14 protein-coding genes and 2 pseudogenes are annotated in these 22523 nt (G+C 39.3%); 1 reads left to right on the top strand and 15 read right to left on the bottom strand.

Features of this window, described 5'->3' with window-relative positions:
* Window positions 1-155: 155 nt before the first annotated feature.
* The 4 genes and pseudogenes from metF to HT698_RS09350 form a co-directional block, all read right to left on the bottom strand.
* Window positions 156-1022, bottom strand: a complete 867-nt coding sequence (gene metF, locus HT698_RS09365) for a methylenetetrahydrofolate reductase [NAD(P)H] (RefSeq protein ID WP_000089966.1) — start codon at window positions 1020-1022, stop codon at window positions 156-158.
* 63 nt (window positions 1023-1085) lie between these two features.
* A complete protein-coding gene (gene metE, locus HT698_RS09360) occupies window positions 1086-3335 on the bottom strand; it encodes a 5-methyltetrahydropteroyltriglutamate--homocysteine S-methyltransferase (RefSeq protein WP_173218925.1) in 2250 nt (749 codons plus the stop codon).
* A gap of 367 nt (window positions 3336-3702) precedes the next feature.
* Entirely contained in the window at window positions 3703-3996 is a 294-nt protein-coding gene (locus HT698_RS09355) for a helix-turn-helix transcriptional regulator (RefSeq protein WP_112445038.1), read from the bottom strand.
* Window positions 3997-4044: 48 nt separating this feature from the next.
* Window positions 4045-4530 (bottom strand): annotated as a pseudogene (locus HT698_RS09350) (helix-turn-helix domain-containing protein); the annotation flags it as partial.
* 154 nt (window positions 4531-4684) lie between these two features.
* Between HT698_RS09350 and HT698_RS09340 the strand changes: the two are divergent.
* Window positions 4685-5686 (top strand): annotated as a pseudogene (locus HT698_RS09340) (endonuclease/exonuclease/phosphatase family protein).
* Window positions 5687-5866: 180 nt separating this feature from the next.
* On the opposite strand, the gene pheT reads toward HT698_RS09340, so the two are convergent.
* The 11 genes from pheT to HT698_RS09285 form a co-directional block, all read right to left on the bottom strand.
* The gene (gene pheT / locus HT698_RS09335; RefSeq protein WP_173219843.1) at window positions 5867-8272 is read right to left on the bottom strand and encodes a phenylalanine--tRNA ligase subunit beta; all 2406 of its coding nucleotides are present in this window, start codon (window positions 8270-8272) and stop codon (window positions 5867-5869) included.
* 76 nt (window positions 8273-8348) lie between these two features.
* Entirely contained in the window at window positions 8349-8858 is a 510-nt protein-coding gene (locus HT698_RS09330) for an N-acetyltransferase (protein WP_173219840.1), read from the bottom strand.
* Window positions 8858-9904, bottom strand: a complete 1047-nt coding sequence (pheS, locus tag HT698_RS09325; RefSeq protein WP_049524320.1) for a phenylalanine--tRNA ligase subunit alpha — start codon at window positions 9902-9904, stop codon at window positions 8858-8860. Before pheS ends, HT698_RS09330 begins: the two co-directional genes overlap by 1 nt.
* 590 nt (window positions 9905-10494) lie before the next feature.
* On the bottom strand, window positions 10495-11910 hold the full coding sequence (locus HT698_RS09320; protein ID WP_173219837.1) for a glycoside hydrolase family 1 protein: 1416 nt from the start codon (window positions 11908-11910) through the stop codon (window positions 10495-10497).
* A gap of 12 nt (window positions 11911-11922) precedes the next feature.
* Window positions 11923-13761: a beta-glucoside-specific PTS transporter subunit IIABC gene (locus HT698_RS09315; protein WP_061631243.1), complete on the bottom strand. Its 1839-nt coding sequence runs from the start codon at window positions 13759-13761 to the stop codon at window positions 11923-11925.
* Window positions 13762-13778: 17 nt separating this feature from the next.
* Complete coding sequence (locus tag HT698_RS09310) at window positions 13779-14618, bottom strand: PRD domain-containing protein (RefSeq protein ID WP_061631244.1); 840 nt, start codon at window positions 14616-14618, stop codon at window positions 13779-13781.
* A 307-nt stretch (window positions 14619-14925) separates the two neighbouring features.
* Window positions 14926-17604, bottom strand: a complete 2679-nt coding sequence (locus HT698_RS09305) for a DEAD/DEAH box helicase family protein (RefSeq protein WP_173219834.1) — start codon at window positions 17602-17604, stop codon at window positions 14926-14928.
* Between the two features lie 102 nt (window positions 17605-17706).
* Entirely contained in the window at window positions 17707-17850 is a 144-nt protein-coding gene (locus HT698_RS09300; RefSeq protein WP_162499158.1) for a hypothetical protein, read from the bottom strand.
* A gap of 38 nt (window positions 17851-17888) precedes the next feature.
* Window positions 17889-18644: a DUF3883 domain-containing protein gene (locus HT698_RS09295; RefSeq protein WP_173219831.1), complete on the bottom strand. Its 756-nt coding sequence runs from the start codon at window positions 18642-18644 to the stop codon at window positions 17889-17891.
* 79 nt (window positions 18645-18723) lie between these two features.
* Window positions 18724-21375: a valine--tRNA ligase gene (locus tag HT698_RS09290; protein ID WP_173219828.1), complete on the bottom strand. Its 2652-nt coding sequence runs from the start codon at window positions 21373-21375 to the stop codon at window positions 18724-18726.
* Between the two features lie 122 nt (window positions 21376-21497).
* The gene (locus HT698_RS09285) at window positions 21498-22499 is read right to left on the bottom strand and encodes a virulence RhuM family protein (RefSeq protein ID WP_173219823.1); all 1002 of its coding nucleotides are present in this window, start codon (window positions 22497-22499) and stop codon (window positions 21498-21500) included.
* Window positions 22500-22523 lie beyond the last annotated feature (24 nt).

The following is a 22523-nucleotide window of genomic DNA, read 5'->3' as shown; positions in this document are numbered from 1 at the left end:
TAATCAACTTTAAACAAACTTCTACAACCTAAATACCCTCATCTTTGTATCAAGTACGTACAGAGTCTATTTTATCATATTTTTCTTAAAAAGTGCGGTCTTTACCATTAAAAAGGAACCATTCCCCTCACCTGAGAAGAATGGTTTACTTTTTATTATCCTAGAGACTGGTGATTAAACAAGGCATGGGTTGCTTGATGAATGTATTTTGCTGTATCCGCATTGTTCATTGTGTAGAGATGCACACCTGCAACATCCTGAGTTACCAAGTCCACGATTTGATCCACTGCATAGGCAAGTCCTGCTGCTCTGAGCGACTCAGGGTCATGCTCATACTTGTCTAAGATAGCTTTAAATTTGCGTGGAAGATGGATATTCTCACAAGTCTTCAAGAGACGGAGAGCCTGATTTCGATTCAAAATTGGCATAATCCCTGCATGAATGGGAACATCAATCCCAGCCAAGATGCACTTGTCTTGGAAATCATAGAAGCGCTCATTATCAAAGAAAAGCTGAGTTACGAGGCTCGAACAGCCTGCATCCACTTTCTTCTTAAGATTTTGAATATCTGAAATCTGATTTGGCGAATCTGGATGCCCTTCTGGATAGCAAGCTCCGACAATATCAAAGTGAGGGGCTTGTTCCTTGATGAACTCAATTAAGTCAGTTGCGTAGCGAAAATCCTTTTGCGGCTCTACATCAGGGATAATATCCCCACGAAGAGCCAATATTTTCTGTACCCCAACCTTGTCCAAGTCGGCAATGGTTTCAGCAACCTTGTCCTTAGTCAAATAGATAGCTGGCAAGTGAGCAATAGTCGGAATCGCCAAGTCATTTTGGATAAAGTCAGCCAAACGAACCGTCGTTTCCTTGATATTAAATTTATTATTGCTGGCAGTCACACTGATAAAGTGGGGAGCCAACTCCTGCATATCTTGAAGAGCAGAAATAATGTTATCATTACCCACAGCTGGGTTTGGAGGGAACACTTCAAATGAGAGTGACGGTGTTTGGCGTGACATATGTAATAACCTTTTCTAGTTGATTTCTTTTTGAACAACCATTGTATGGAGAGAAATCTAATCTTACAATTTCTCACGCGCAGCTTTAGCTGCTTCAACAAGGCGGATCAAGCTTTCTTTTGTTTCTGGAATACCGCGTGTTTTCAAACCACAGTCAGGGTTGATCCAAACTTTCTTGCTTGGCACTTTAGCAAGGATGGCTTCGATTGTGTGGTCGATTTCGCCTTCATTTGGCACACGAGGTGAGTGGATATCGTAAACCCCAGGTCCTACTTCTGTTTGGAAGTTTTTCGCTTTGAGTTCGTCCAAGATTTCAAGGTTTGAACGGCTAGCTTCAAAGGAAATAACGTCTGCATCCATGTTATCGATAGCTGGGATGATATCTGTAAATTCTGAGTAACACATGTGAGTGTGAATTTGTGTATCTGGCGCTACTGTTGAGTGTACCAAGCGGAAGGCAGGAATTGCCCAGTCAAGGTAGTCTTCATACCAGTCGCTACGACGGAGTGGCAATTTTTCACGAAGAGCAGCCTCATCGATTTGGATGATTTTCACACCAGCAGCTTCAAGGTCAAGCACTTCATCCTTGATAGCAAGGGCGATTTGAAGAGTAGAATCCTTGATAGAGATGTCTTCACGTGGGAATGACCAGTTGAGGATGGTAACAGGTCCAGTCAACATACCTTTAACAGGTTTGTTTGTACGGCTTTGTGCATAGCTAGACCATTTAACAGTGATAGGGTTAAGACGAGTGACATCACCCCAGATGATTGGTGGTTTCACCCCACGCATACCGTATGATTGTACCCAACCATTTTTAGAGAAGAGGTAACCTGACAAGTTTTGGCCGAAGTACTCAACCATGTCATTACGCTCAAATTCACCGTGAACAAGGACATCAAAGTCGATATCTTCTTGCCATTTGATCCATTCGTCAATTGTTTCAGCAAGGAAAGCATCGTACTCTTCTTGAGACAATTCACCTTTACGGTAAGCCAAACGTTTGGCACGAACTTCCTTAGTTTGAGGGAATGAACCGATCGTTGTTGTTGGAAGAGCTGGAAGCTTTAGAGTTTCTTCTTGGATGGCTTCACGTTCTGCAAAGGCTGGCAAACGAGTGTAGTCTGCGTCTGTCAAGCCAGCGATACGCGCACGAAGTTCCGCATTTTCACCCACACGCTCAGTCGCAAAGAGTTCTTTGTTAGCTGCAAGTGCTTCTTCACCTTGACCATTGCGGATAGCATCCAAATCACGGATCTCATCCAATTTTTCAACTGCAAAGGCAAAGTGGTTCAAGATTGCTGGTTCAAATTCTTCATTAGCAGTTGTAAATGGCACATGAAGAAGTGAGCATGAGCTTGTCAAGACAATGTTTTCAGCTGGGATTTGCTCAAGAACAGCCAAGCTCTTTTCGTAATTGTTGCGCCAGATGTTTTTACCATTGACAATACCTGCATAAAGAATCTTATCAGCTGGGAAGCCACCTTTAACCAATTCAAGAGTTTTCTTACCTTCAACGAAGTCAAGACCGATAGCATCTACTGGCAAGTTCACAAGGTCAGCGTAAATGTCACGAACGTCTCCAAAGTAAGTTTGAAGCAAGACTTCAAGACCTTTTTTGTCAGCCAAGAGTTTGTTGTAGAGGTTCAAGAAGAGAGCTTTTTCTTCAGCTGTCAAGTCTTTTACAAGAGCAGCTTCATCCAATTGGATACGAGTCGCACCAAGTTCTGCCAATTTAGCAAAAACTTCTTGGTAAGCAGCCACTAAGCTGTCTACGAAGTCTTCTGCTTTCACGCCTTCTTCAAAGTCTGACAATTGAAGGAAAGTGAATGGACCTACAAGGACTGGACGAGTGTTGAGACCAAGTTCTTTAGCTTCTTGGAACTCATCAAAGATTTTATGACCTGCAAGTTTGACTTGAGTGTCTTTTTCAAATTTAGGAACGATGTAGTGGTAGTTGGTGTTGAACCATTTCTTCATTGGAAGGGCGCGAACGTCCCCTTTTTCTCCTTGGTAACCACGACCCAAAGCGAAGTAGCGCTCAAGGTCAGACAAGTCCAAGTTTTGAACGGATGCAGGTACCACGTTGAAAAGGAAAGCTGCATCTAGGAAGTTGTCATAGTGAGAAAAGTCATTTGATGGAATTTCAGTGATTCCTTTTTCTTTGACGATGTTCCAGTGTTTAGCACGCAATTCTTTTGCTGCTGCCAAGAGTTCTTCTTCTGAGATTTCTTTTCTAAAGTATTTTTCAGTTGTAAATTTTAATTCGCGGAATTCGCCCAAACGAGGGAAACCGATGATTGTAGTTGACATGATGTGTCCTCCAAAATTTGTTGTTGAAACTATCTTAACAGAAAAGAAATCATCTGTATAATTGTAAAAAATTAGGCTTTGATATAGTTTGAAACTATATCTCTGTTTTAAACAAAAGAAAAAGACTTGAAACAAATGCCTCAAATCCTTTGTGTAGCTTGTTTTTTAACTATATTTCCGTTAGACTGGCCAAACGCGTTATTAGTAATTCTTATAAGTGACTATGACTTGTTATTAGAAAAGACTATAATACTCTTCGAAAATCAAATTCAAACCGCGTCAACGTCGCCTTGCCGTACTCAAGTACAGCCTGCGGCTAGTTTCCTAGTTTGCTCTTTGATTTTCATTGAGTATGAGTCTACTCTAATCAACTCTTTTCCTGTTCGAGGGGGACGACTGCTAGTGTCTTTCCTAAACTGGCTAAAACTTTCAAGACTGTATCCAACTGAGGACTTGTCTTGCCTGTTTCCATCCTAGCTATGACAGGCTGGCTTACTCCACTGAATTCTTCCAGCTTTTTCTGGCTGATTCCTTGGTCATGCCTAGCCTCAATCAGCTCACTCATGATAGCCACTCGCATATCACTTTCAAGAATTTCCTCTTTTGTAAAGAGTTGAGATCGGACATCCTTCCAGTTACTCCCAATAGCACTATTCTCCATCACTTAGCCCTCTTTCTTTTACGTCTATGTATAATGAGCGAATTATGATTCGATAGATTGACCAGCGGGTTTAAAGTTGGAACTAGCTTGTTTCTTAAGCGCTTTTCCTTTTCTAGGATAGAGCAGATCCTGTTTTGATAATCCTAATTTTCCATGATGAATCCAATAGTAAATGGTTGAAATTCCCACGTTAACGCCCTTAGCCATCACCATCATTTCAGGCGAAAATTTTTGGTTATGATAGTGGAGAATCTTTTCCTTTAGTTCCTTGGTCAAGCTTGATTTCTTGACCGAGCGCTTGCGATTATTTTCATAAAATTGTTGAGCGTAGTCGGCAGAGTAAAGCTCTTTACCCCCCTTTCCCAAGACATTTTCGGACTGTCCCACGCTTGATTTCAGTATGGATGTTTGAGGAGCTTTTCCAAATAGAGAGGCAATTTCTCTATTTGATTTTCCTTCTTTTTTCCATCGTTCGATTAAGCAACGACTATCGATTGTCAAATGTTTGCCTTTTGTAGTATAATTGTCTTGCATTTCTGTGCCTTTTAATCATTTCAATCTTAAATTGGACTTTTTTACTTGGGTTGTACTTAATCTATGAGGAAGACAAGAAAAAGAATATCAATCAAGTAAAGTCACAAAGTCACATTAGCTCCGAGCAACCATTGCAAATTGAGGTACTCATACAATGATTAAAACATTTCTTTCTGCCCTTTCTGTCATTCTCTTCGCTATCCCTATCATAGCTTATTCTTTTTTCCCATCTTCTAATCTTAATATTTGGCTATCTACCAGACCTATCTTGGCACAGATTTATGCCTTCCCCTTAGCTACTGCAACTATGGCTTCCTATTTTAAGTTTCGTATTTTTTTCCCTATCTTTTTACAAGAAAAATAAACAAATACGGTTTTACTCTGGCATTTTGCTCTTATTATCGCTCATATTACTATTATTCGGAACAGATAAAACCCTTTCTTCCACATCAAATAAGACTAAAACCTTAAAATTAGTAACTTGGAACATCGCTAATCAATAGAAGCACAACATATTGAGCGAATTTTTAGCCATTTTGATGCCGATATTGCTATATTCCCTGAACTAGCTACCAATATCAGAGGTGAGCAAGAAAACCAGAGAATCAAACTATTGTTTCATCAAGTTGGACTTTCTATGGCCAACTATGATATTTTTACTTCTCCACCTACTGACAGTGGAATAGCTCCTGTGACTGTGATTGTCAAGAAAAGTTATGGTTTCTATACAGAAGCTAAAACTTTCCATACAACACGGTTTGGGACAATTCTATTACATTCGAGAAAACAAAATATACCAGATATCATTGCTTTGCATACTGCTCCTCCTCTGCCAGGTTTAATGGAAATCTGGAAGCAAGACTTAAATATCATTCATAATCAACTGGCTTCAAAATATCCAAAGGCTATTATTGCAGGTGATTTTAATGCAACTATGCGTCATGGAGCGCTTGCAAAAATAAGCTCTCATAGGGACGCATTAAATGCACTTCCACCTTTTGAAAGAGGAACTTGGAATAGCCAAAGTCCAAAACTTTTTAATGCAACAATAGATCATATTTTATTGCCTAAAAACCACTACTATGTTAAAAATTTAGACATTGTAAGTTTTCAAAACTCTGATCATAGATGTATTTTTACAGAAATCACATTTTAATTATTTTATACTCTTCGACAATCTCTTCAAACCACGTCAGCGTCGACTTACCTTAGACATATGGTTACTGACTTCGTCNNGCTAGCTTCCTAGTTTGCTTTTTGATTTTCATTGAGGATTATATAAAATTCCCCCTCTAGTGTTCATAAACCAGAGGGGGAATTTGTATCCTACTATCGTTTAACGCACTTCTGCATTGACTTTTTCTTCAAGTGATGCTTGGATTTTTTCCATGTAGCGTGCGACTTCTTCGTCCGTTAAGCTGTCTTCTGGATTTTGGAAGGTCAAGCTATAAGCCATTGACTTCATACCAAGTCCCAATTTTTCTCCTGAGAAGACGTCAAAGAGTTTGATATCTGTCAAACGTTTCACACCGGCAACTTGGATAGCATCTACAACTTCTTGGTGAGTCACTTCTGCCTTGAGAAGGAGGGCAACGTCACGGCTAACTGCTGGGAATTTAGTGATTTCCACAAATGGAGCAGCAGGTTGAAGAGCAGCCTCGATGGCTGAAAGGTTGAGCTCAGCTACATACGTTTCTGGAATATCGTAGGCCTTGGCAGTGACTGGATGCACTTGGCCAAGGAAACCAAGAACTTGGTCACCGAGTGAAATCATAGCTGTACGACCTGGGTGGAGGCTAGCAATTTCAGATGTTGCTGTATAAGTTACTTGGAGTCCCAAACGAGCAAAGAGGGCTTCAAGGATTCCCTTAGCATAGAAGAAATCAACTGGAACTGCTGCTGTTTGGAAATCTTTTTCAGCAACCAATCCTGTCAAGGCAAAGGCAAAACTGTTGATTTCATTTGGAAGTTCTTCTTTTGGATTGCCTGTTTGTTCAAAGACTTTTCCTATCTCGTAAAGAGCCAAGTTTTTGTTCTTACGAGCCACGTTGTAGGCAACAGTATCAAGGATACCTGAAACCATATTTTGACGGAGGACAGAACGGTCCACTGTCATTGGCCACATGAGTTCAGTAAGGTTACTTGGTTGAGCCGTAAACTCAACTGCTTTTTCAGGAGTTGTTAGAGCATAGGTGATGATTTCTGTCAAACCTGCTCCTTCAGCAATCGTACGAACTTGGCGACGGAGTTTTTGTGTGGCAGTCAATTCACCAGCTGTACCATCGTCTTTTGGAAGGCTGGTTGGCAAGCGGTCATATCCATAGATACGAGCGATTTCTTCAAAGAGGTCCGCTTCGATGGTGATATCCCAACGGCGACGTGGGACGCTGACTGTAAAGCTGTCTGCATTTCCAGAAAGACCAAAGCCAAGACGACGGAAGACGTCTTCTACATCAGCATAAGAAAGCTCAGTTCCAAGGACACGGTTAACGTCTGCAAGAGTTGAAGAAACTTCCACATCAGAGATATCAAGTTCACCCGCTGAAACGATGCCCTTACGAACCGTCGCACCTGAAAGTTCTGCCATCATGCTAGCTGCCGCATCAAGGGCTTCGTTAACAGTTGCCACATTGATACCTTTTTCAAAGCGAGAAGATGACTCAGAACGAAGATTGAGACGTCCGCTAGTCTTGCGGATTGATTTTCCGTTGAAGACTGCAGCTTCAAGGACGACACGACTAGATTTCTCAGAGATTTCTGTTGCTTGACCGCCCATGACACCTGCAAGGGCTACTGGCTTGTCTGCGACAGTGATAACTAAGTCATTCATGTCCAAGTCACGTTCTTCACCATCTAAAGTCACCAATTTTTCACCAGCACGCGCTTCACGCACACGGATGTCTGTCCCTTCAAAGGTATCCAAGTCAAAGGCGTGCATAGGTTGACCAAAGTAGAGAAGGATATAGTTGGTCACGTCCACTACGTTATTGATTGGACGGATACCTTCATTCATAAGAATGTTTTGCAACCATTGTGGACTTGGTGCGATAGTCACATTGTCCAAGATACGAGCGGCATAGTAAGGCGCCTTGTCTGTCTCAATGCCCACAGAAAGAGCATCTGCTGCAGCTTGGTCAGTTTCTGTTAGAGTAAATTCTTTAAAGTTGACCGCCTTGTCATAGATGGCTGCCACTTCGTGAGCCACCCCACGCATAGAAAGGGCATCCGCACGGTTGGGTGTGATAGAAAGTTCGATGATTTCATCATCCAAGTCTAGATATGAGAAGACTTCATCCCCAGGAACGGCATTTTCCGGCAAGATTTGAATGCCATCTGCAAATTCCTTAGGCACAACGGAGTCAGAAATTCCCAGTTCACCAAGTGAACAGATCATCCCAAGTGACTCAAGACCGCGGATTTTCCCTTTTTTGATCTTGTAATTGTCAGCGATGCGAGCTCCTGGAAGAGCCACCATAACCTTGATACCAGCACGCACATTCGGTGCACCACAGACGATTTGACGGGCTTCTTCTTCGCCAACGTTAACCTGACAAACATGGAGGTGAGTTTCTGGCACATCTTCACAAGACAAGACCTCACCGACGACAATTTTTGAGAGACCAGCAGCAGGTGATTCGACACCTTCTACCTCGATCCCTGTAGTTGACATTTTTTCAGCCAACTCTTGTGATGGCACATCAATGTCCACCAATTCTTTTAACCATTTATAAGATACAAGCATAATTTAATTCTCCAGAATGACAGTTGTCCCTCTGGTTCTTTTCCTTTCCTATCATTTCAATAGAAGAATCCTCTTCTTACCTTAATTTCTTTTTCAGCAACCAATCCGTATCTACTTTTTGACCAACCATAAAATGATGTTGGCTAAATTTTTCAAAACCATATCGGTTATAAAACGCTTGAGCTTTTGTATTATGCTCCCAAACACCTAGCCAAGCCCAAGAAAAACTATTTTTTGTAGCAAGTTCAAGAGCAAATTCAAACAGTTGCTTACCGAATCCAAATCCTTGGAATTTTTGTAGCACATAGAGGCGTTGAATTTCAAAAGCATCCTCTAATTCTCTCTCAGTTTGAGCACTTCCCCAGTTGACCTTGAGAAAACCAGCTATCTCCTCTTCATGCATAATGAAATAGGTTTCGGAGTCAGGATTTCCCAACTCAGTTAACAAAGTTTTCAGACTATAAGCCTCTTCAAAGTATTCCTGTAACTGCTCTTCCGTATTATCATGGGTAAATGTTTCACGAAAGGTTTGTTTGGCTATGTTAGCCAACATCTCAACATCTGCCATTTCTACTTTTCTAATCATTATTTAAACTGTTCTGAGAAGCGGACATCTCCTTGGTAGAATCCACGGATATCGTTGATTCCATAACGGAGCATAGCTACACGCTCTTGTCCAAGACCAAAGGCAAATCCAGAGTAAACAGTCGCATCGATACCACTCATTTCAAGGACACGCGGGTGAACCATACCGGCCCCCATAATTTCGATCCAACCTGTTTTCTTACATACGTTACAGCCTTCTCCACCACACTTGAAGCAAGAAACATCCACCTCAACAGATGGCTCTGTGAATGGGAAGTAAGATGGACGCAAACGGATTTGACGCTCTTCACCGAACATTTTTTGGACAATCAACTGCAGGGTTCCTTGAAGATCTGCCATAGAGATATTTTTCCCAACAACCAAGCCTTCAATTTGGTGGAACTGGTGACTGTGAGTCGCATCGTCCGTATCACGACGGAACACACGCCCTGGCGAGATCATCTTCAAAGGACCTTTAGAAAAATCATGGGCATCCATAGCACGCGCCTGAACTGGAGACGTGTGGGTACGGAGCAAGATTTCTTCAGTGATATAGAAAGTATCCTGCATATCACGAGCTGGGTGGTCTTTTGGAAGGTTCATACGTTCAAAGTTATAGTAGTCTTGCTCTACTTCAAAACCATCCACGACTTGGTAACCCATCCCAATGAAAATATCTTCGATTTCTTCACTGGTTTGTGTGAGGACATGACGGTGACCAGTCGCAACAGGACGACCTGGAAGTGTCACATCGATACTTTCGCTAGCCAGTTGAGCCGCGACTTTCTTTTCTTCCAAGAGCTTAGCTGTTTCTTCAAAAGCAGCTGTCAAGACATCACGAGCTTCATTGACGTGTTTCCCAATGATTGGACGCATCTCAGCAGAGACATCTTTCATCCCTTTGAGGATTTCAGTGAGCGAACCCTTTTTACCAAGGACAGAGACACGCAAATCTTGCATCTCTTTTTCATTTTCAGCAGAAATCTGCTTCAAGCTAGCCAGCGTTTCTTCACGAAGCGCTTTTAATTGTTCTTCAATAGTTGACATAATTCCTCCATCAGTCTCTCGTAGATAAAAAGAAAACCACATGCCAAAAACTCCACTCGGAGCGTTGACACGCGGTACCATCCGTTTTCATCTGACAAGTCAGACCTTCATTTCTAAATCCATGCGCAAGTGAATTCACCCAGCTTTCATATAGAGAGCTTGCAGTCACGGCTCTCCTCCCTGATATACTTCCCTTGAGTTACTAGTCTTGCGGATTTCTATTCAATTACTACTTAGTTTATCAGATTTTTACCATTCTTGCAAGACCTATCTCACTTCTGCTTGTTAGCTTATTCTTATCTAACTTTATAGCGGATTGAAATAAGATGAGAACAAATCGATTGGGAAAGTAAAATTAATTTCTATAAATGTTTTAGCAATTGTTTCGTACTATTTTAGATTCAGTCTACTATATATAACCAATCTATCCTAAGTTAACTATTTATAATCGGCTCTCTGTAACAAAATTAAATTAATTAATCCCCCTATAAAATAAAGAGGTTTAGAATTTGATGTCTTCCAAATCTCTTTATTTCATATTTAATGAGATTTTGCCTTAACCGTGATAATAGTTAGTCATCAATAAAAAACTATTTGAATAAGGATTCTCCATTTGATTCAATCACTTCTTTATACCAAGTAAAAGACATTTTCTTATATCGATTTAATGTACCACTTCCATCATCGTTTCGATCAACATAAATGAGACCGTACCTTTTAGAAAGTTGTGCAGTGGACATAGAAACACAGTCAATACATCCCCAAGACGTATAGCCCATAATTTCAACACCATCCTGTAGAGCTTCAGCTACTTGCAATAAATGTTCTTTCATATACTGAATTCTATAATCATCTTGGACGGTTAAGTTATTAAATTCATCTTTTATTAGTTGATCTTTAGCACCTAATCCATTTTCTACTATAAATAATGGGATTTGATAACGGTCATAATATCTATTTAAAATTATACGTAGTCCAATTGGATCAATTTGCCATCCCCACTCAGAAGACTCTAAATAAGGATTTACTAAACCACCAATAATATTCCCTTCTCCTGAATTATACTGTGTTGGAAGAGCAGATTGAGTCACACTCATGTAATAGCTAAACGATAAAAAATCTACAGTATAATTTTTTAATAACTCTGTATCTTCAGCTGCAAACTCTATGTTAATGTCATGTTCCTTAAAATATCTTTTTGCATAATTCGGATAATAACCTCTAACATGCACATCTGAAAATAGATAATTTAGATTCTCATACTCATGAGTCGCCCATACATCTTTTGGATTTGGAGTCATTGGATAAGCTGGCATAGCTAATACCATACATCCCACCTTAAACTCTGAATTAATCTCACGAGCAATTTTTGTAACCAAACTCGAGGCAACTAATTCATGATGTATAGCTTGATATAATTCTTGTTTCGAAAGATTCTCCTTAGGTATATCTATTCCTCCACTAGTAAATGGTAATTCCAAAACAGAGTTTACTTCGTTAAATGTAAGCCAATATTTAACTTTATCTTTATACCTTTCTAAAACTGTTCGAGCAAATTTTTCATAAAAATGAATCATTCTCCTATCAACCCATCCATGATATTTTCTTGCTAAATATAATGGAGTCTCATAGTGTGAAAGAGTTACAAGTGGTTCTATCCCGTGAGCATGTAGCTCATCAAACAATTCATCATAATATTTCAAACCAGCTTCGTTAGGTTCTTCCTCATCTCCTTTTGGAAAAATTCTACTCCATGCAATAGAAGTACGAAAAACATTAAAGCCCATTTCAGAAAACAAGGATATATCTTCCTTATATTTATGATAAAAATCAACACCTAACAGTTTTAAGTTATCTTCTGTAGGATTTTCTGTTGCTTCTCCTAATCCACCTTTGGGTAACACATCCTGAACTGATAATCCCTTACCATCTTCATTATATGCTCCCTCTACTTGATTAGCTGCAACAGCTCCACCCCAAAGAAAATCATCTGGAAAAATGGCCATAACTTTCCTCCATTATAATATTACCAGTAATTCCTTAGAATGCTCGATTGTCTGATTATTAGGTAATACTAATACATCTAGAAAATCGTTGGTATTCGTTACAATTACTGGTGTAACTGTTTCGTAGCCTTTACTCTTGATTAAATTTAAGTCCATTTCAAAAATCAACTGATTTTTGAAAACTCTGTCTCCTTCTTCTACATGACTAATAAAACCTTGACCTTTTAGCTCAACAGTATCTAATCCAATATGAATTAGTAACTCAACACCTTCATCACTCTTCAATCCAATTGCGTGCTTAGTCGGAAAAATATTTGTAATTTCCCCATCGAATGGTGCATAAACCTTACCCTCATTTGGGATAATCGCTACTCCGTCTCCAATAAGTTTATCTGAAAATGTTTTATCCTGGACATCACTTAACGGAATGATTTCTCCTGATATAGGAGAAAATACCATTTTTTTATTTGAAACTCTAGCCTCAACTTCTAAATGGCTAGAACTCTCTTCTTCATCGATTCCAAATATATAAGCCAAGACAAAGGTAATAACAACAGAAATGACCGCCACAATTAAAGCATTTACAATATTTGATGGTACATCAGAATAAATAAATTGAGGCAACGCTATCAAAGATGGAACAGCAAATAGATAGGCTTTAACACTAGTAAGACCTGCAAATAATCCCGCTAATCCACCACCAATCATAGCTGCATAAAGTGGTTTTTTATATTTTAAAGTCACACCATATAATGCAGGTTCGGTAATCCCTGCAAGTAAGGCTGAGAAACCTGCTGCAAAAGCAATTTGTTTTGTATTATTATTTTTACTCTTTAATGCAACAGCCATCGAAGCAGCTCCTTGAGCTAAGTTTGACCCTAACATTGCTGGAAGAATTAATACGTCTGGAGTAGCAATAGATGCCGCCAAAAAAATAGGTGCAAAAGCCCAATGCATTCCAGTCATAACAATAAATGGCATAATAGCACCAAGAATAGCTAATGTAAGCCATCCAGCTACACCATACATTTGCCCAACTAGATTTGATAATCCTTGACCAACAATTACTCCAATAGGTCCGACTACAACTAAGGCAATACAGCTTGATACTAATAATACTAGCGTAGGTTGCAAAAAACTCTTAGTAACAGCTGGTGTTAATTTAGCAATCATTTTTTCAATATATTTCATCAACCAAACCATAATAAGAATTGGAATGACTGATGAACCATAACTAGCTGGTGTCACAGGTGCACCAAATAAACTAAGAGGATTCCCTGATTGCACCATTTGAACAAAATTTGGATGGAGAAGTACACCTGCTACAGACATAGCTAATGTAGATGTTACTTTTAATTTTTGTGATGCAGAATAAGCTAATAACAGCGGTAAGAAATAATATGGAGCATCCCCAAAAAATGTCAAAAAAGCAATAGTCTGAGAATCTGATTGCAATATACCAAGCATTGGTAAAATGATTACCAAGACTTTCAACATACCTCCCCCTAACATTGCTGGAATGATTGGAGTCATGGAACCAGCGATATATTCAATGATTCTTTCTAAAATATTCCCTTTGTGCCCTTGATCAACTGAATCTGTTTCAAAATTGCCAAGTTTAATGAATTCTTTATAATAATTGGCTACATCATTACCAAGTATAATTTGATATTGCCCATTCTTTTTCATAATACCTATTACACCTGGTATCTTCTTCACATCATCATCATTGACTAAATTTTCATCTTTTAATTCTAATCTTAAACGTGTTACACAATGGGTAACTCTATTGACATTTTTTTCGCCTCCAATTACATCGAGGATTTTTTGTACCGTATCTTTATAACTCATGGTATTCTCCTATTCTATTAATCTAAATTTTTTGTTAAGCGACGAATATGAGCCATCAAATAAACTAATTCACTAGAAGTCAGCAAATAATTGTACTCAGTTTGTATAAACATTGCCACCTGTTTACCACATTCATATTCCCTAGGATATTTATTTTTCATTAATGCTAACAAGTCTTCATCATCATCGTCACAATAAGTTGTATTTTCAACCAAACGATGGGCAAATAATTTTATATGAGTTATGAATCTATAATAATCAATAGAATCTTGGTTAAACTCAGTACAATAGAAATCTTGAATGATTTTCTCAATTCCCATAATTATTTCAGTGATTTTATACGACTCTTGAAAATTATTTTCTAAATTAGCATTAACAAAATGTAGCGCTATGAATGCAGCTTCGTCAATTGGAAGTTCAATACCTAACTCTTTTTTTATTATTTGTAAAGCCCTTTTCCCAAGCTCAAATTCTTCTTTATAATATTTCGAGATTTCCCAGCGTAGGGGATTCGAAATAATAATCCCTTCTTTATAACGTTCTATGCTCGAAGAAATATGATCCGTTAAATTAATATAGATAATTTCATCAAAATTATTACCCAATGTTATTTTACCTAGATTAATTATTTTTTCGGTGATGTACACCAACTCCAAAGGAACGTTAATAAACATCTCTGTAAAACGGGTCATATTATCTCTATTTTTGAGAAAAAAACTTTTCTCAATATCAATTGGATTTACTTTATCTCCAATTTTTCTTCCAAAAGCTATTCCCCTTCCAAAAAGAAGAATATCGATATCTTTTTTACTTTGCGCAATTACGGCATTGTGGTTTAGTATTCGTTTTATGATCATAAAATTTCCCTTTTAAAATAAAAGGAACCTACTTAAAAACATCAAGAAACTTCTTCCGATGTGATTAAATAGGTTCCTGCTCACTTGTATTAGTGATAACATCCTTTTATTTCAATTTTTAATGGTGACATGAAGCTTAAATAATTAATAACTCTGTAACCATTTTCATTTTAAGATATTTCAATCTATTTGTCAAGTACTTGTAGAAATTTTTTTATTTTTTTATTTTGTGTGATTCGAATGTGATAATGGCAACAGTCTCACTAAAGAAATGAAAATCATACATAGAAATTTTTAAAAATTTTCTCTATCGTAAACCTGCCACTAGTTCAGAAACTATACTAGCTGATTCCAAACGTAATATGGTCACTTCATCTACCTTCCCTAATAATGGCATTGCACCATACCAAACAATGGTCTTGTTTACCAAAAGAATAGGCGTGACTATTTTTGATTGAGTAAAAGACACTTTAATTTTCTGGCTCTTCATCTGGTCTATCCATGTTTTATTTGCAACCGTCTCTGGTATACATATCTCAATTTGACTAATCCTAAATTCTTTTAGAAAATTCATCAGTTTTGTCTGGTGCACATAAGGTAAAATAAGCATACATTCCTGTCTTTCCCCTGCCAAGTCCTCTCTCAACACCTTCTCATATCTACTATCAACATAAACGAATTGTTTCTCCTCACCCTCGATGACACGATAATCCATCTTTCGATAAGCTACTTGTCGTTTCTGAAACATCTTTTCTAAATAAGGAACATGAATATCCACATAATCGAAAATCCGCACCAAAGACTTATCCTTGTAGTTTCTATGAATCCGACCTGCATACTGAATCAAATTATTTTTCCAAGAAAAGGGCGCTGCCAAGATAAGCGTGTCTAGCTGAGGCAAGTCAAAACCTTCGCCAATGTATTTTCCAGTAGACAACAAAACAAACCCTTTATCTAGCTGTTCTAATGTCTTCAATAAACTTGTTCTCTCTTGGACTTTGGTTTTTCCGCTAATAATGTAACAGTCATCAACCTCTTTCTCTTTCAATAACTTTTCAAAGACATCTATCTGTTGAATTCGATTGACTAGAACCAAGATATTCCGCCCTTCTGTCACTTGGTCTAGAATATCCTTGAGAATCATCTGATTCCTCACTGAGTCTGTCGCAATCCAATCACTAAGCTGTATAAAATTACTTGCTTTGGTCTTTTCAATCTCCAAATGACCAAAAGAAGTGAATCTTAATTGCAATTGCCGTTTAAAATCCGTTTCCCTCTTATCAGCAGTATGGAGTATCTCACCAATTCTCTGAAAAACAATAGGTTCATGACCATTCTTACGTTCAGGCGTAGCCGTCAAACCGTAAAGATACTTCCCTCTAAACTGTGCCACAACTTTTTCAAACATCAAAGCAGACACGTGATGACACTCATCCACAATCATCATCTCATACTTATCCAAAAGACTTTGACTATTTTCCAACTTAAATAGAGATTGGATCATAACGACATCAACCAGTCCACTCAGCCATTTCTTAGTCCCACCGTACTGCCCAACATAGCCTATTACCCTTTCACGACCTGATGCCGTATAACGGGTAGCTTCTTCCTCTTCGAAAGTCAAAAAATGGTTTAAACGATCCAGCCATTGGTCTAAGAGTTGCCTATTATGGACTAGAATAATTGTTTTGGTCTTACGTTCAGAGATGAGAGCAGCACCTAAAACGGTCTTCCCAAAACCAGTCTCCGCATGGAGTAAACCATTTTCTTTGGAAATCATATCTGACAGGGCTAACTCTTGCTCAAAAGTGAGTTCTCCCTTAAATTCCACTCTAATAGACCTCTGTACCTTTCTCCTATCTTCCACAGATACCTGCTTAAATTTATCTTGCAATGGATACAGTAAACCTCTTGGTAGCCATAAATAATGATCGGATTCTCCAAATAAATACATTCGCTCAGAAATTTGATAGGTTGGTTGTCGCATAGCCTGCTTTAAATAAAATTCGGGATTAGAAAATGAAGCCATATTTTTCAAGAAAAAAAGTGTCTTGGGTGTCACAGACGATTTTTCAAGTTGGATCATATTGGATAAGATGACCTTCAACTCCTTATCCAATTCTTGCTTCCCTAACTCCTCTTGGATTAACAGTGCCACTTTAGCAGTTGAAACCCTCTGAATTTCTTGTAAATACCTCCATTGGTCTTCATAAGGCTGAAACTGTTCATCCACAAAGACCGTTCGCCCTTGATGATAAGCTTCTCCTTGAAAAGGCAAGGCAATCAAATTACCAAATCCCCCCTTAGGAAGAACATCCTGATTTGGAAACATGCGATCAAAAGAATCAAAGGACAGTTGCATACTTTCCTGCATAGCCAATTCTAATAGTTTCTTTCCAAACAAGCGAGCTTCTCGACTCGGAATCGCTTCCTCAAAGAAGAACCAAATATGGAGTCCGTGACCCGAACGAGAAATCTCTAAATGGGCTTCCATCTGGCGTTCCCTGGCTATTCTTCGAATGGCTAAACCGGCTTCTTTCCAATCACTTTCATCCAAATCCAGTACCAAAAAATAACAGCTATCATCTAAGTGCATAGGAAAGATACCGATAGCTGTCTCCCCACGAAAATGAGATTTCAAAACGGAATCCGTTAATGTCTGGAAACTCCGTTTTTCAGGCGGCAACTGCTTCCAACCATAATCATAGGATGGAAAATACTGAATTTTCCCTTGATCATTGATAAAACTCTTAGCATAAACATCATAACGGCCAGCAAACACAGAGGTAAACAATTGTAATTTTTCTTGCGTGGTCAAGTGACTACTTTGAAGTTGGAACATCTCCTCGAACTGAGAGCGTTCCATCACAAACTGACTCTTGTCTTTAAGACGTTTACACAAGAAAAACTCACTATCCCCATTAAAAGAAGAAAAGACATCAAGTACTTCTACCACAATTCCATCCAAAGACACAAAAACAGCCATAAGAGTCACCTCCTTGATTCCTATAGGCTGATTATAACAAGAATAGCTGAAATTGTACACGAAAATAAAATCCCTTACTTGTTACAATAGTTTTGAAAACTTTTATTTCTTTGCTACCCAGCCGATAGCATCACTTGGGGGATTCTCGATATCAATCCAGATAAATTCAATACCGATTTCCCCATTTTTAAACTTGGTTAAACGAATACCGTTGATTTCCAGTTCATTGAGTCGTTGACCTGTCAAGGTTTCTATCTTCTTCAACTAGTAAAATTAAGGGGGAACTAATACAAATCTTCTAAGCTTCTGTATTCAATAATTTCATTTTTGATAATATTCTTTTTAAACTCAAAATGTTTTAAAGGATTATCAACTAATACTAACTTTGGAATATCATCTAGGTTTGTGACCAAGGATAAAATAAAATCCGATTGAAACTCTTTGGCTTTTTCGAATTCTTTCGCAGTCAAACGCACACGCCCCTTAGATTTTCGGATACCTTTTACTTCGGCAAGGTAAGAATGCTCTTGAACATCTACTTGGAAATCATATCCATCACCATAAAGACGGGCATCGGTTAACTGTCCACCTTGGAATTTTTCTTCTTTATCAAAATGAAGGATAAAATAATTCTCTGCCTCCATTCCCGTTTCCTGTAGACGTTTGAATTTGGTTCGAATGATTGGTTTTTCAATGGTAGTAATGCCTGTTCGCTTTCCTTCACTGGCAAGTAGCATTTTAACGATTTCAGCATAACTATGAACATCTTCATTTCCAAACATCATATCAATTAAATCTTTACGAAAACGGTAAACTTCAGCTTTCTGCCACCAACCTTTTCGATTATTGTCAAAATAAGGATCAAATAAATCCATTCTATTTTTTACAACTCCAGTTGTTTCAGCAACTCCCAGAGAAACCACGTAGCGATAAAACTCCGACTTGCTAGAACATTGAAATTCTTTTATAAAAAGCTTGTCAAACTTAGCAAGACCGTAGCCAATTAAATTTAACAATTCATAATGAGGGTGTTTGGACATCACTTTCTCCATCAATAGATATTGATTTCATTATACCAAAAAACACGGCTCATCACCGTGTTTCTGTGTTTATTTAGCTTTATTCCACCAATTTCTTCATCTCATCAATACGTGCGACGGTCGCGGCGTATTTAGCTTGGTAGTCAGCTTGTTTGTCGCGTTCTTTCTGGACGACTTCTGGTTTGGCATTAGCTACGAAGCGTTCGTTAGAGAGCTTCTTGCCTACCATGTCCAGTTCTTTTTGCCATTTAGCCAGTTCCTTGTCGAGACGAGCCAGTTCTTCTTCGACATTGAGGAGGTCTGCTAGTGGCAAGTAGATTTCTGATCCTGTGATAACGCTTGACATAGCAAGTTCAGGTGCAGGGATGGTTGATGCAATTTCCAAGTGTTCTGGATTTGTGAATCGTTTGATGTAGTTGACATTGCTGTTAAAGAAGGCTTCCAAGTCACTATCGCTTGTCTTAACAAGGATGGTGATTGGCTTGCTTGGAGCTACATTTACTTCTGCACGCGCATTACGAACAGCACGGATCAAGTCCTTGAGGCTTTCTACACCTGTGTGAGCCGCAAGGTCTTCAAAGGCTGGGTTGACAGTTGGGTATTCTGCTGTAACGATAGAGCCTTCTGAGATTTGTCCAAAGATCTCCTCTGTCACAAATGGCATGATTGGGTGAAGGAGGCGAAGGATCTTGTCCAAAGTGTAAAGGAGAACAGAGCGTGTGATGACTTTCTCTTCTTCATTATCACTATAAAGGACTTCCTTGGTCAACTCAACATACCAGTCCGCAAACTCATCCCAGATAAAGTTGTAGAGGATGTGTCCAGCCACACCAAACTCAAACTTATCAAAGTTTTCAGTGACTTTGCCGATCGTTTCATTGAGGTTGTGGAGAATCCAGCGATCTGTGACATTTCCAGCTTCCTTGTTGGCAACTTTTTCCACATTGGCAGTTGCTTGCTCAAGGGTCAAGCCTTCATTGTTCATGAGGATATAGCGAGAGATGTTCCAGATTTTGTTAATGAAGTTCCATGAAGCATCCATTTTCTCGTAAGAGAAGCGCACGTCTTGACCTGGTGCAGAGCCGTTTGAAAGGAACCAACGAAGGGCATCGGCACCGTATTTCTCGATGACATCCATCGGGTCAATCCCGTTACCGAGAGATTTAGACATCTTACGTCCTTGCTCGTCACGGATAAGACCGTGGATAAGAACGTTTTGGAATGGCTGACGGTCAGTGAATTCCAAGGATTGGAAGATCATGCGAGACACCCAGAAGAAGATGATGTCGTAACCTGTTACCAAGGTTGAAGTTGGGAAGTAGCGTTTGAAGTCTTCTGAGTCGACATCAGGCCAGCCCATGGTTGAGAATGGCCAGAGAGCAGAACTGAACCAAGTATCCAAGACGTCTTCGTCTTGAGTCCATCCGTCACCTTCTGGAGCTTCTTCACCGACGTACATTTCACCCTCAGCATTGTACCAAGCAGGGATTTGGTGCCCCCACCAGAGCTGACGAGAGATAACCCAGTCGTGGACATTTTCCATCCATTGAAGGAAGGTATCGTTGAAACGAGGTGGGTAGAATTCAACTTTGTCCTCTGTGTCTTGGTTGGCAATAGCATTTTTCGCCAATTGATCCATCTTGACGAACCACTGCGTAGACAAGCGTGGTTCAACCACAACACCTGTACGCTCTGAGTGTCCAACACTGTGGACACGTTTTTCGATTTTAACGAGGGCACCGATTTCTTCCAGCTTGGCAACGACTGCCTTACGAGCTTCAAAACGGTCCATGCCTGCAAATTCAAAGGCCAAGTCATTCATAGTTCCGTCATCGTTCATGACGTTAACTTGTGGCAAGTTGTGTCGTTGACCAACCAAGAAGTCGTTTGGATCATGGGCAGGTGTGATTTTCACGACACCTGTACCAAACTCAGGATCAGCATGCTCATCCCCAACGATTGGAATCAATTTATTAGCGATTGGAAGGATGACGTTTTTACCGATCAAGTCCTTGTAGCGTGGGTCTTCTGGATTGACCGCAACTGCAACGTCTCCAAACATGGTCTCAGGACGAGTGGTCGCAACTTCAAGGGCGCGTGAGCCATCTTCCAGCATGTAGTTCATGTGGTAGAAGGCACCTTCGACATCCTTGTGAATCACCTCAATATCAGAAAGGGCTGTGCGAGCTGCTGGGTCCCAGTTGATGATAAACTCACCACGGTAGATCCATCCTTTCTTGTAAAGGTCCACAAAGACCTTACGAACAGCTTTTGACAAGCCTTCATCAAGAGTGAAACGCTCGCGAGAGTAGTCGACAGAGAGCCCCATCTTGCCCCATTGTTCCTTGATAGTAGTGGCATATTCGTCTTTCCATTCCCAGACCTTCGTCAAGAAAGATTCACGACCTAGGTCATAACGGCTAATGCCCTCTCCACGCAAGCGCTCCTCAACCTTAGCCTGAGTAGCAATCCCCGCGTGGTCCATCCCTGGAAGCCAAAGGGTATCAAAACCTTGCATGCGTTTTTGACGGATAATGATATCCTGCAAAGTCGTATCCCAAGCGTGACCAAGGTGAAGTTTACCAGTTACGTTTGGTGGTGGAATAACGATAGAATATGGCTTAGCCTTTTGATCGCCTGAAGGCTTAAAAACATCGGCATCAAGCCATTTTTGGTAACGACCAGCCTCAACCTCGGCTGGATTGTATTTAGGTGAAAGTTCTTTAGACATGTGTTTGTCCTTTCTAGTTAATATCTTTAAATAAAATTAGTATGTAGAAGATAGACTTTGATTCAACTCATCTTGTTTTTCTCATTATCTTCTATAAGCAAAGAAACGGTGAAAATTTTACATTAACTTTCTCTCATTATCTTCAGAATATGTTTATCAAAGTCCGATAGAATTTTTTGAGTTCGGTTAAATTTTTCATACTCCTGGATGGCTTTTGAGTCTGCTTGTTTCTTGGAAATACTTCCTTTTCCTTCTAAAATTTCGTACTCATTAAAAGATAGAAAACGATCAATACTATCTGCCAATCCTCGCATTGTAAAAGTATTACGGCGCTCAACCAAACCCTCAATATAATCAAAATAGGCTGTAACAGTTCGCTCTAGTTGTCGAATTTCTTTTTCTTGCAAATAATTTTTGGCTACTGTTACATCTGATTTGAGAACTCGTCCATCAGGTGCATTCTTCCAAGTAGTTAATCCCATTTTTTCTTTACTAGCATCTGCTTGCTGATAGATAATTTCTGCAGCCGTACTTCCAGTAATTGCATAATGAAATTTATTTTGCACCATAGCATAGAAGTTTTTAGTAATATCTGAGTTTCGATCATAATCTATGGCACATTCGGCAAAGATATCCGTAATTTGTTGATAGATTCGGCGCTCGCTAGAACGAATAGAGCGAATTCGTTCTAAAAGTTCACGGAAATAATCTTGTCCGAAAACTGTCTGTCCTTGTTTCAAACGTTCATCATCTAAAACAAAACCTTTGATGATAAATTCTTTCAAGGTCTTGGTTGCCCAAATTCTAAATTGAGTAGCCTTACTGGAATTTACACGATAGCCTACTGAAATGATAGCATCCAGATTGTAATATTCAAGTTCACGCCGGACAGTTCTATTGCCCTCTTGTTGAACCTGTGCAAATTTTGCACAAGTTGACATCTTATCCAACTCACCACTATCATAAATGTTTTTCAAGTGCTTTGTAATGACACTTCGTTCAACTCCAAAGAGCTCTGCAAGACCTTTTTGAGTCAACCAAAGATTTTCATCTTGTAAAAGGATATCTAGCTGAACGTCGCCATTTGGTGTAGTATACAGGATGAAATTAGAAATTTCATTCAAGACAATTTCACCTCCCCCCTTCCA

Source organism: Streptococcus sp. 3109 (assembly GCF_013276905.1).
Lineage (GTDB): Bacteria > Bacillota > Bacilli > Lactobacillales > Streptococcaceae > Streptococcus.
Note: the sequence above shows the minus strand (reverse complement) of the source record. Positions and strands in the feature narration are given on the sequence as shown.

What these genes read in the sequence shown, in the direction of transcription:
- metF (WP_000089966.1), bottom strand. Translation starts at nt 1,022, where the DNA reads ATGTCACGCCAAACACCGTCACTCTCATTTGAAGTGTTCCCTCCAAAC.
- metE (WP_173218925.1), bottom strand. Translation starts at nt 3,335, where the DNA reads ATGTCAACTACAATCATCGGTTTCCCTCGTTTGGGCGAATTCCGCGAA.
- HT698_RS09355 (WP_112445038.1), bottom strand. Translation starts at nt 3,996, where the DNA reads ATGGAGAATAGTGCTATTGGGAGTAACTGGAAGGATGTCCGATCTCAA.
- pheT (WP_173219843.1), bottom strand. Translation starts at nt 8,272, where the DNA reads ATGCTTGTATCTTATAAATGGTTAAAAGAATTGGTGGACATTGATGTG.
- HT698_RS09330 (WP_173219840.1), bottom strand. Translation starts at nt 8,858, where the DNA reads ATGATTAGAAAAGTAGAAATGGCAGATGTTGAGATGTTGGCTAACATA.
- pheS (WP_049524320.1), bottom strand. Translation starts at nt 9,904, where the DNA reads ATGTCAACTATTGAAGAACAATTAAAAGCGCTTCGTGAAGAAACGCTG.
- HT698_RS09320 (WP_173219837.1), bottom strand. Translation starts at nt 11,910, where the DNA reads ATGGCCATTTTTCCAGATGATTTTCTTTGGGGTGGAGCTGTTGCAGCT.
- HT698_RS09315 (WP_061631243.1), bottom strand. Translation starts at nt 13,761, where the DNA reads ATGAGTTATAAAGATACGGTACAAAAAATCCTCGATGTAATTGGAGGC.
- HT698_RS09310 (WP_061631244.1), bottom strand. Translation starts at nt 14,618, where the DNA reads ATGATCATAAAACGAATACTAAACCACAATGCCGTAATTGCGCAAAGT.
- HT698_RS09305 (WP_173219834.1), bottom strand. Translation starts at nt 17,604, where the DNA reads ATGGCTGTTTTTGTGTCTTTGGATGGAATTGTGGTAGAAGTACTTGAT.
- HT698_RS09295 (WP_173219831.1), bottom strand. Translation starts at nt 18,644, where the DNA reads ATGTCCAAACACCCTCATTATGAATTGTTAAATTTAATTGGCTACGGT.
- HT698_RS09290 (WP_173219828.1), bottom strand. Translation starts at nt 21,375, where the DNA reads ATGTCTAAAGAACTTTCACCTAAATACAATCCAGCCGAGGTTGAGGCT.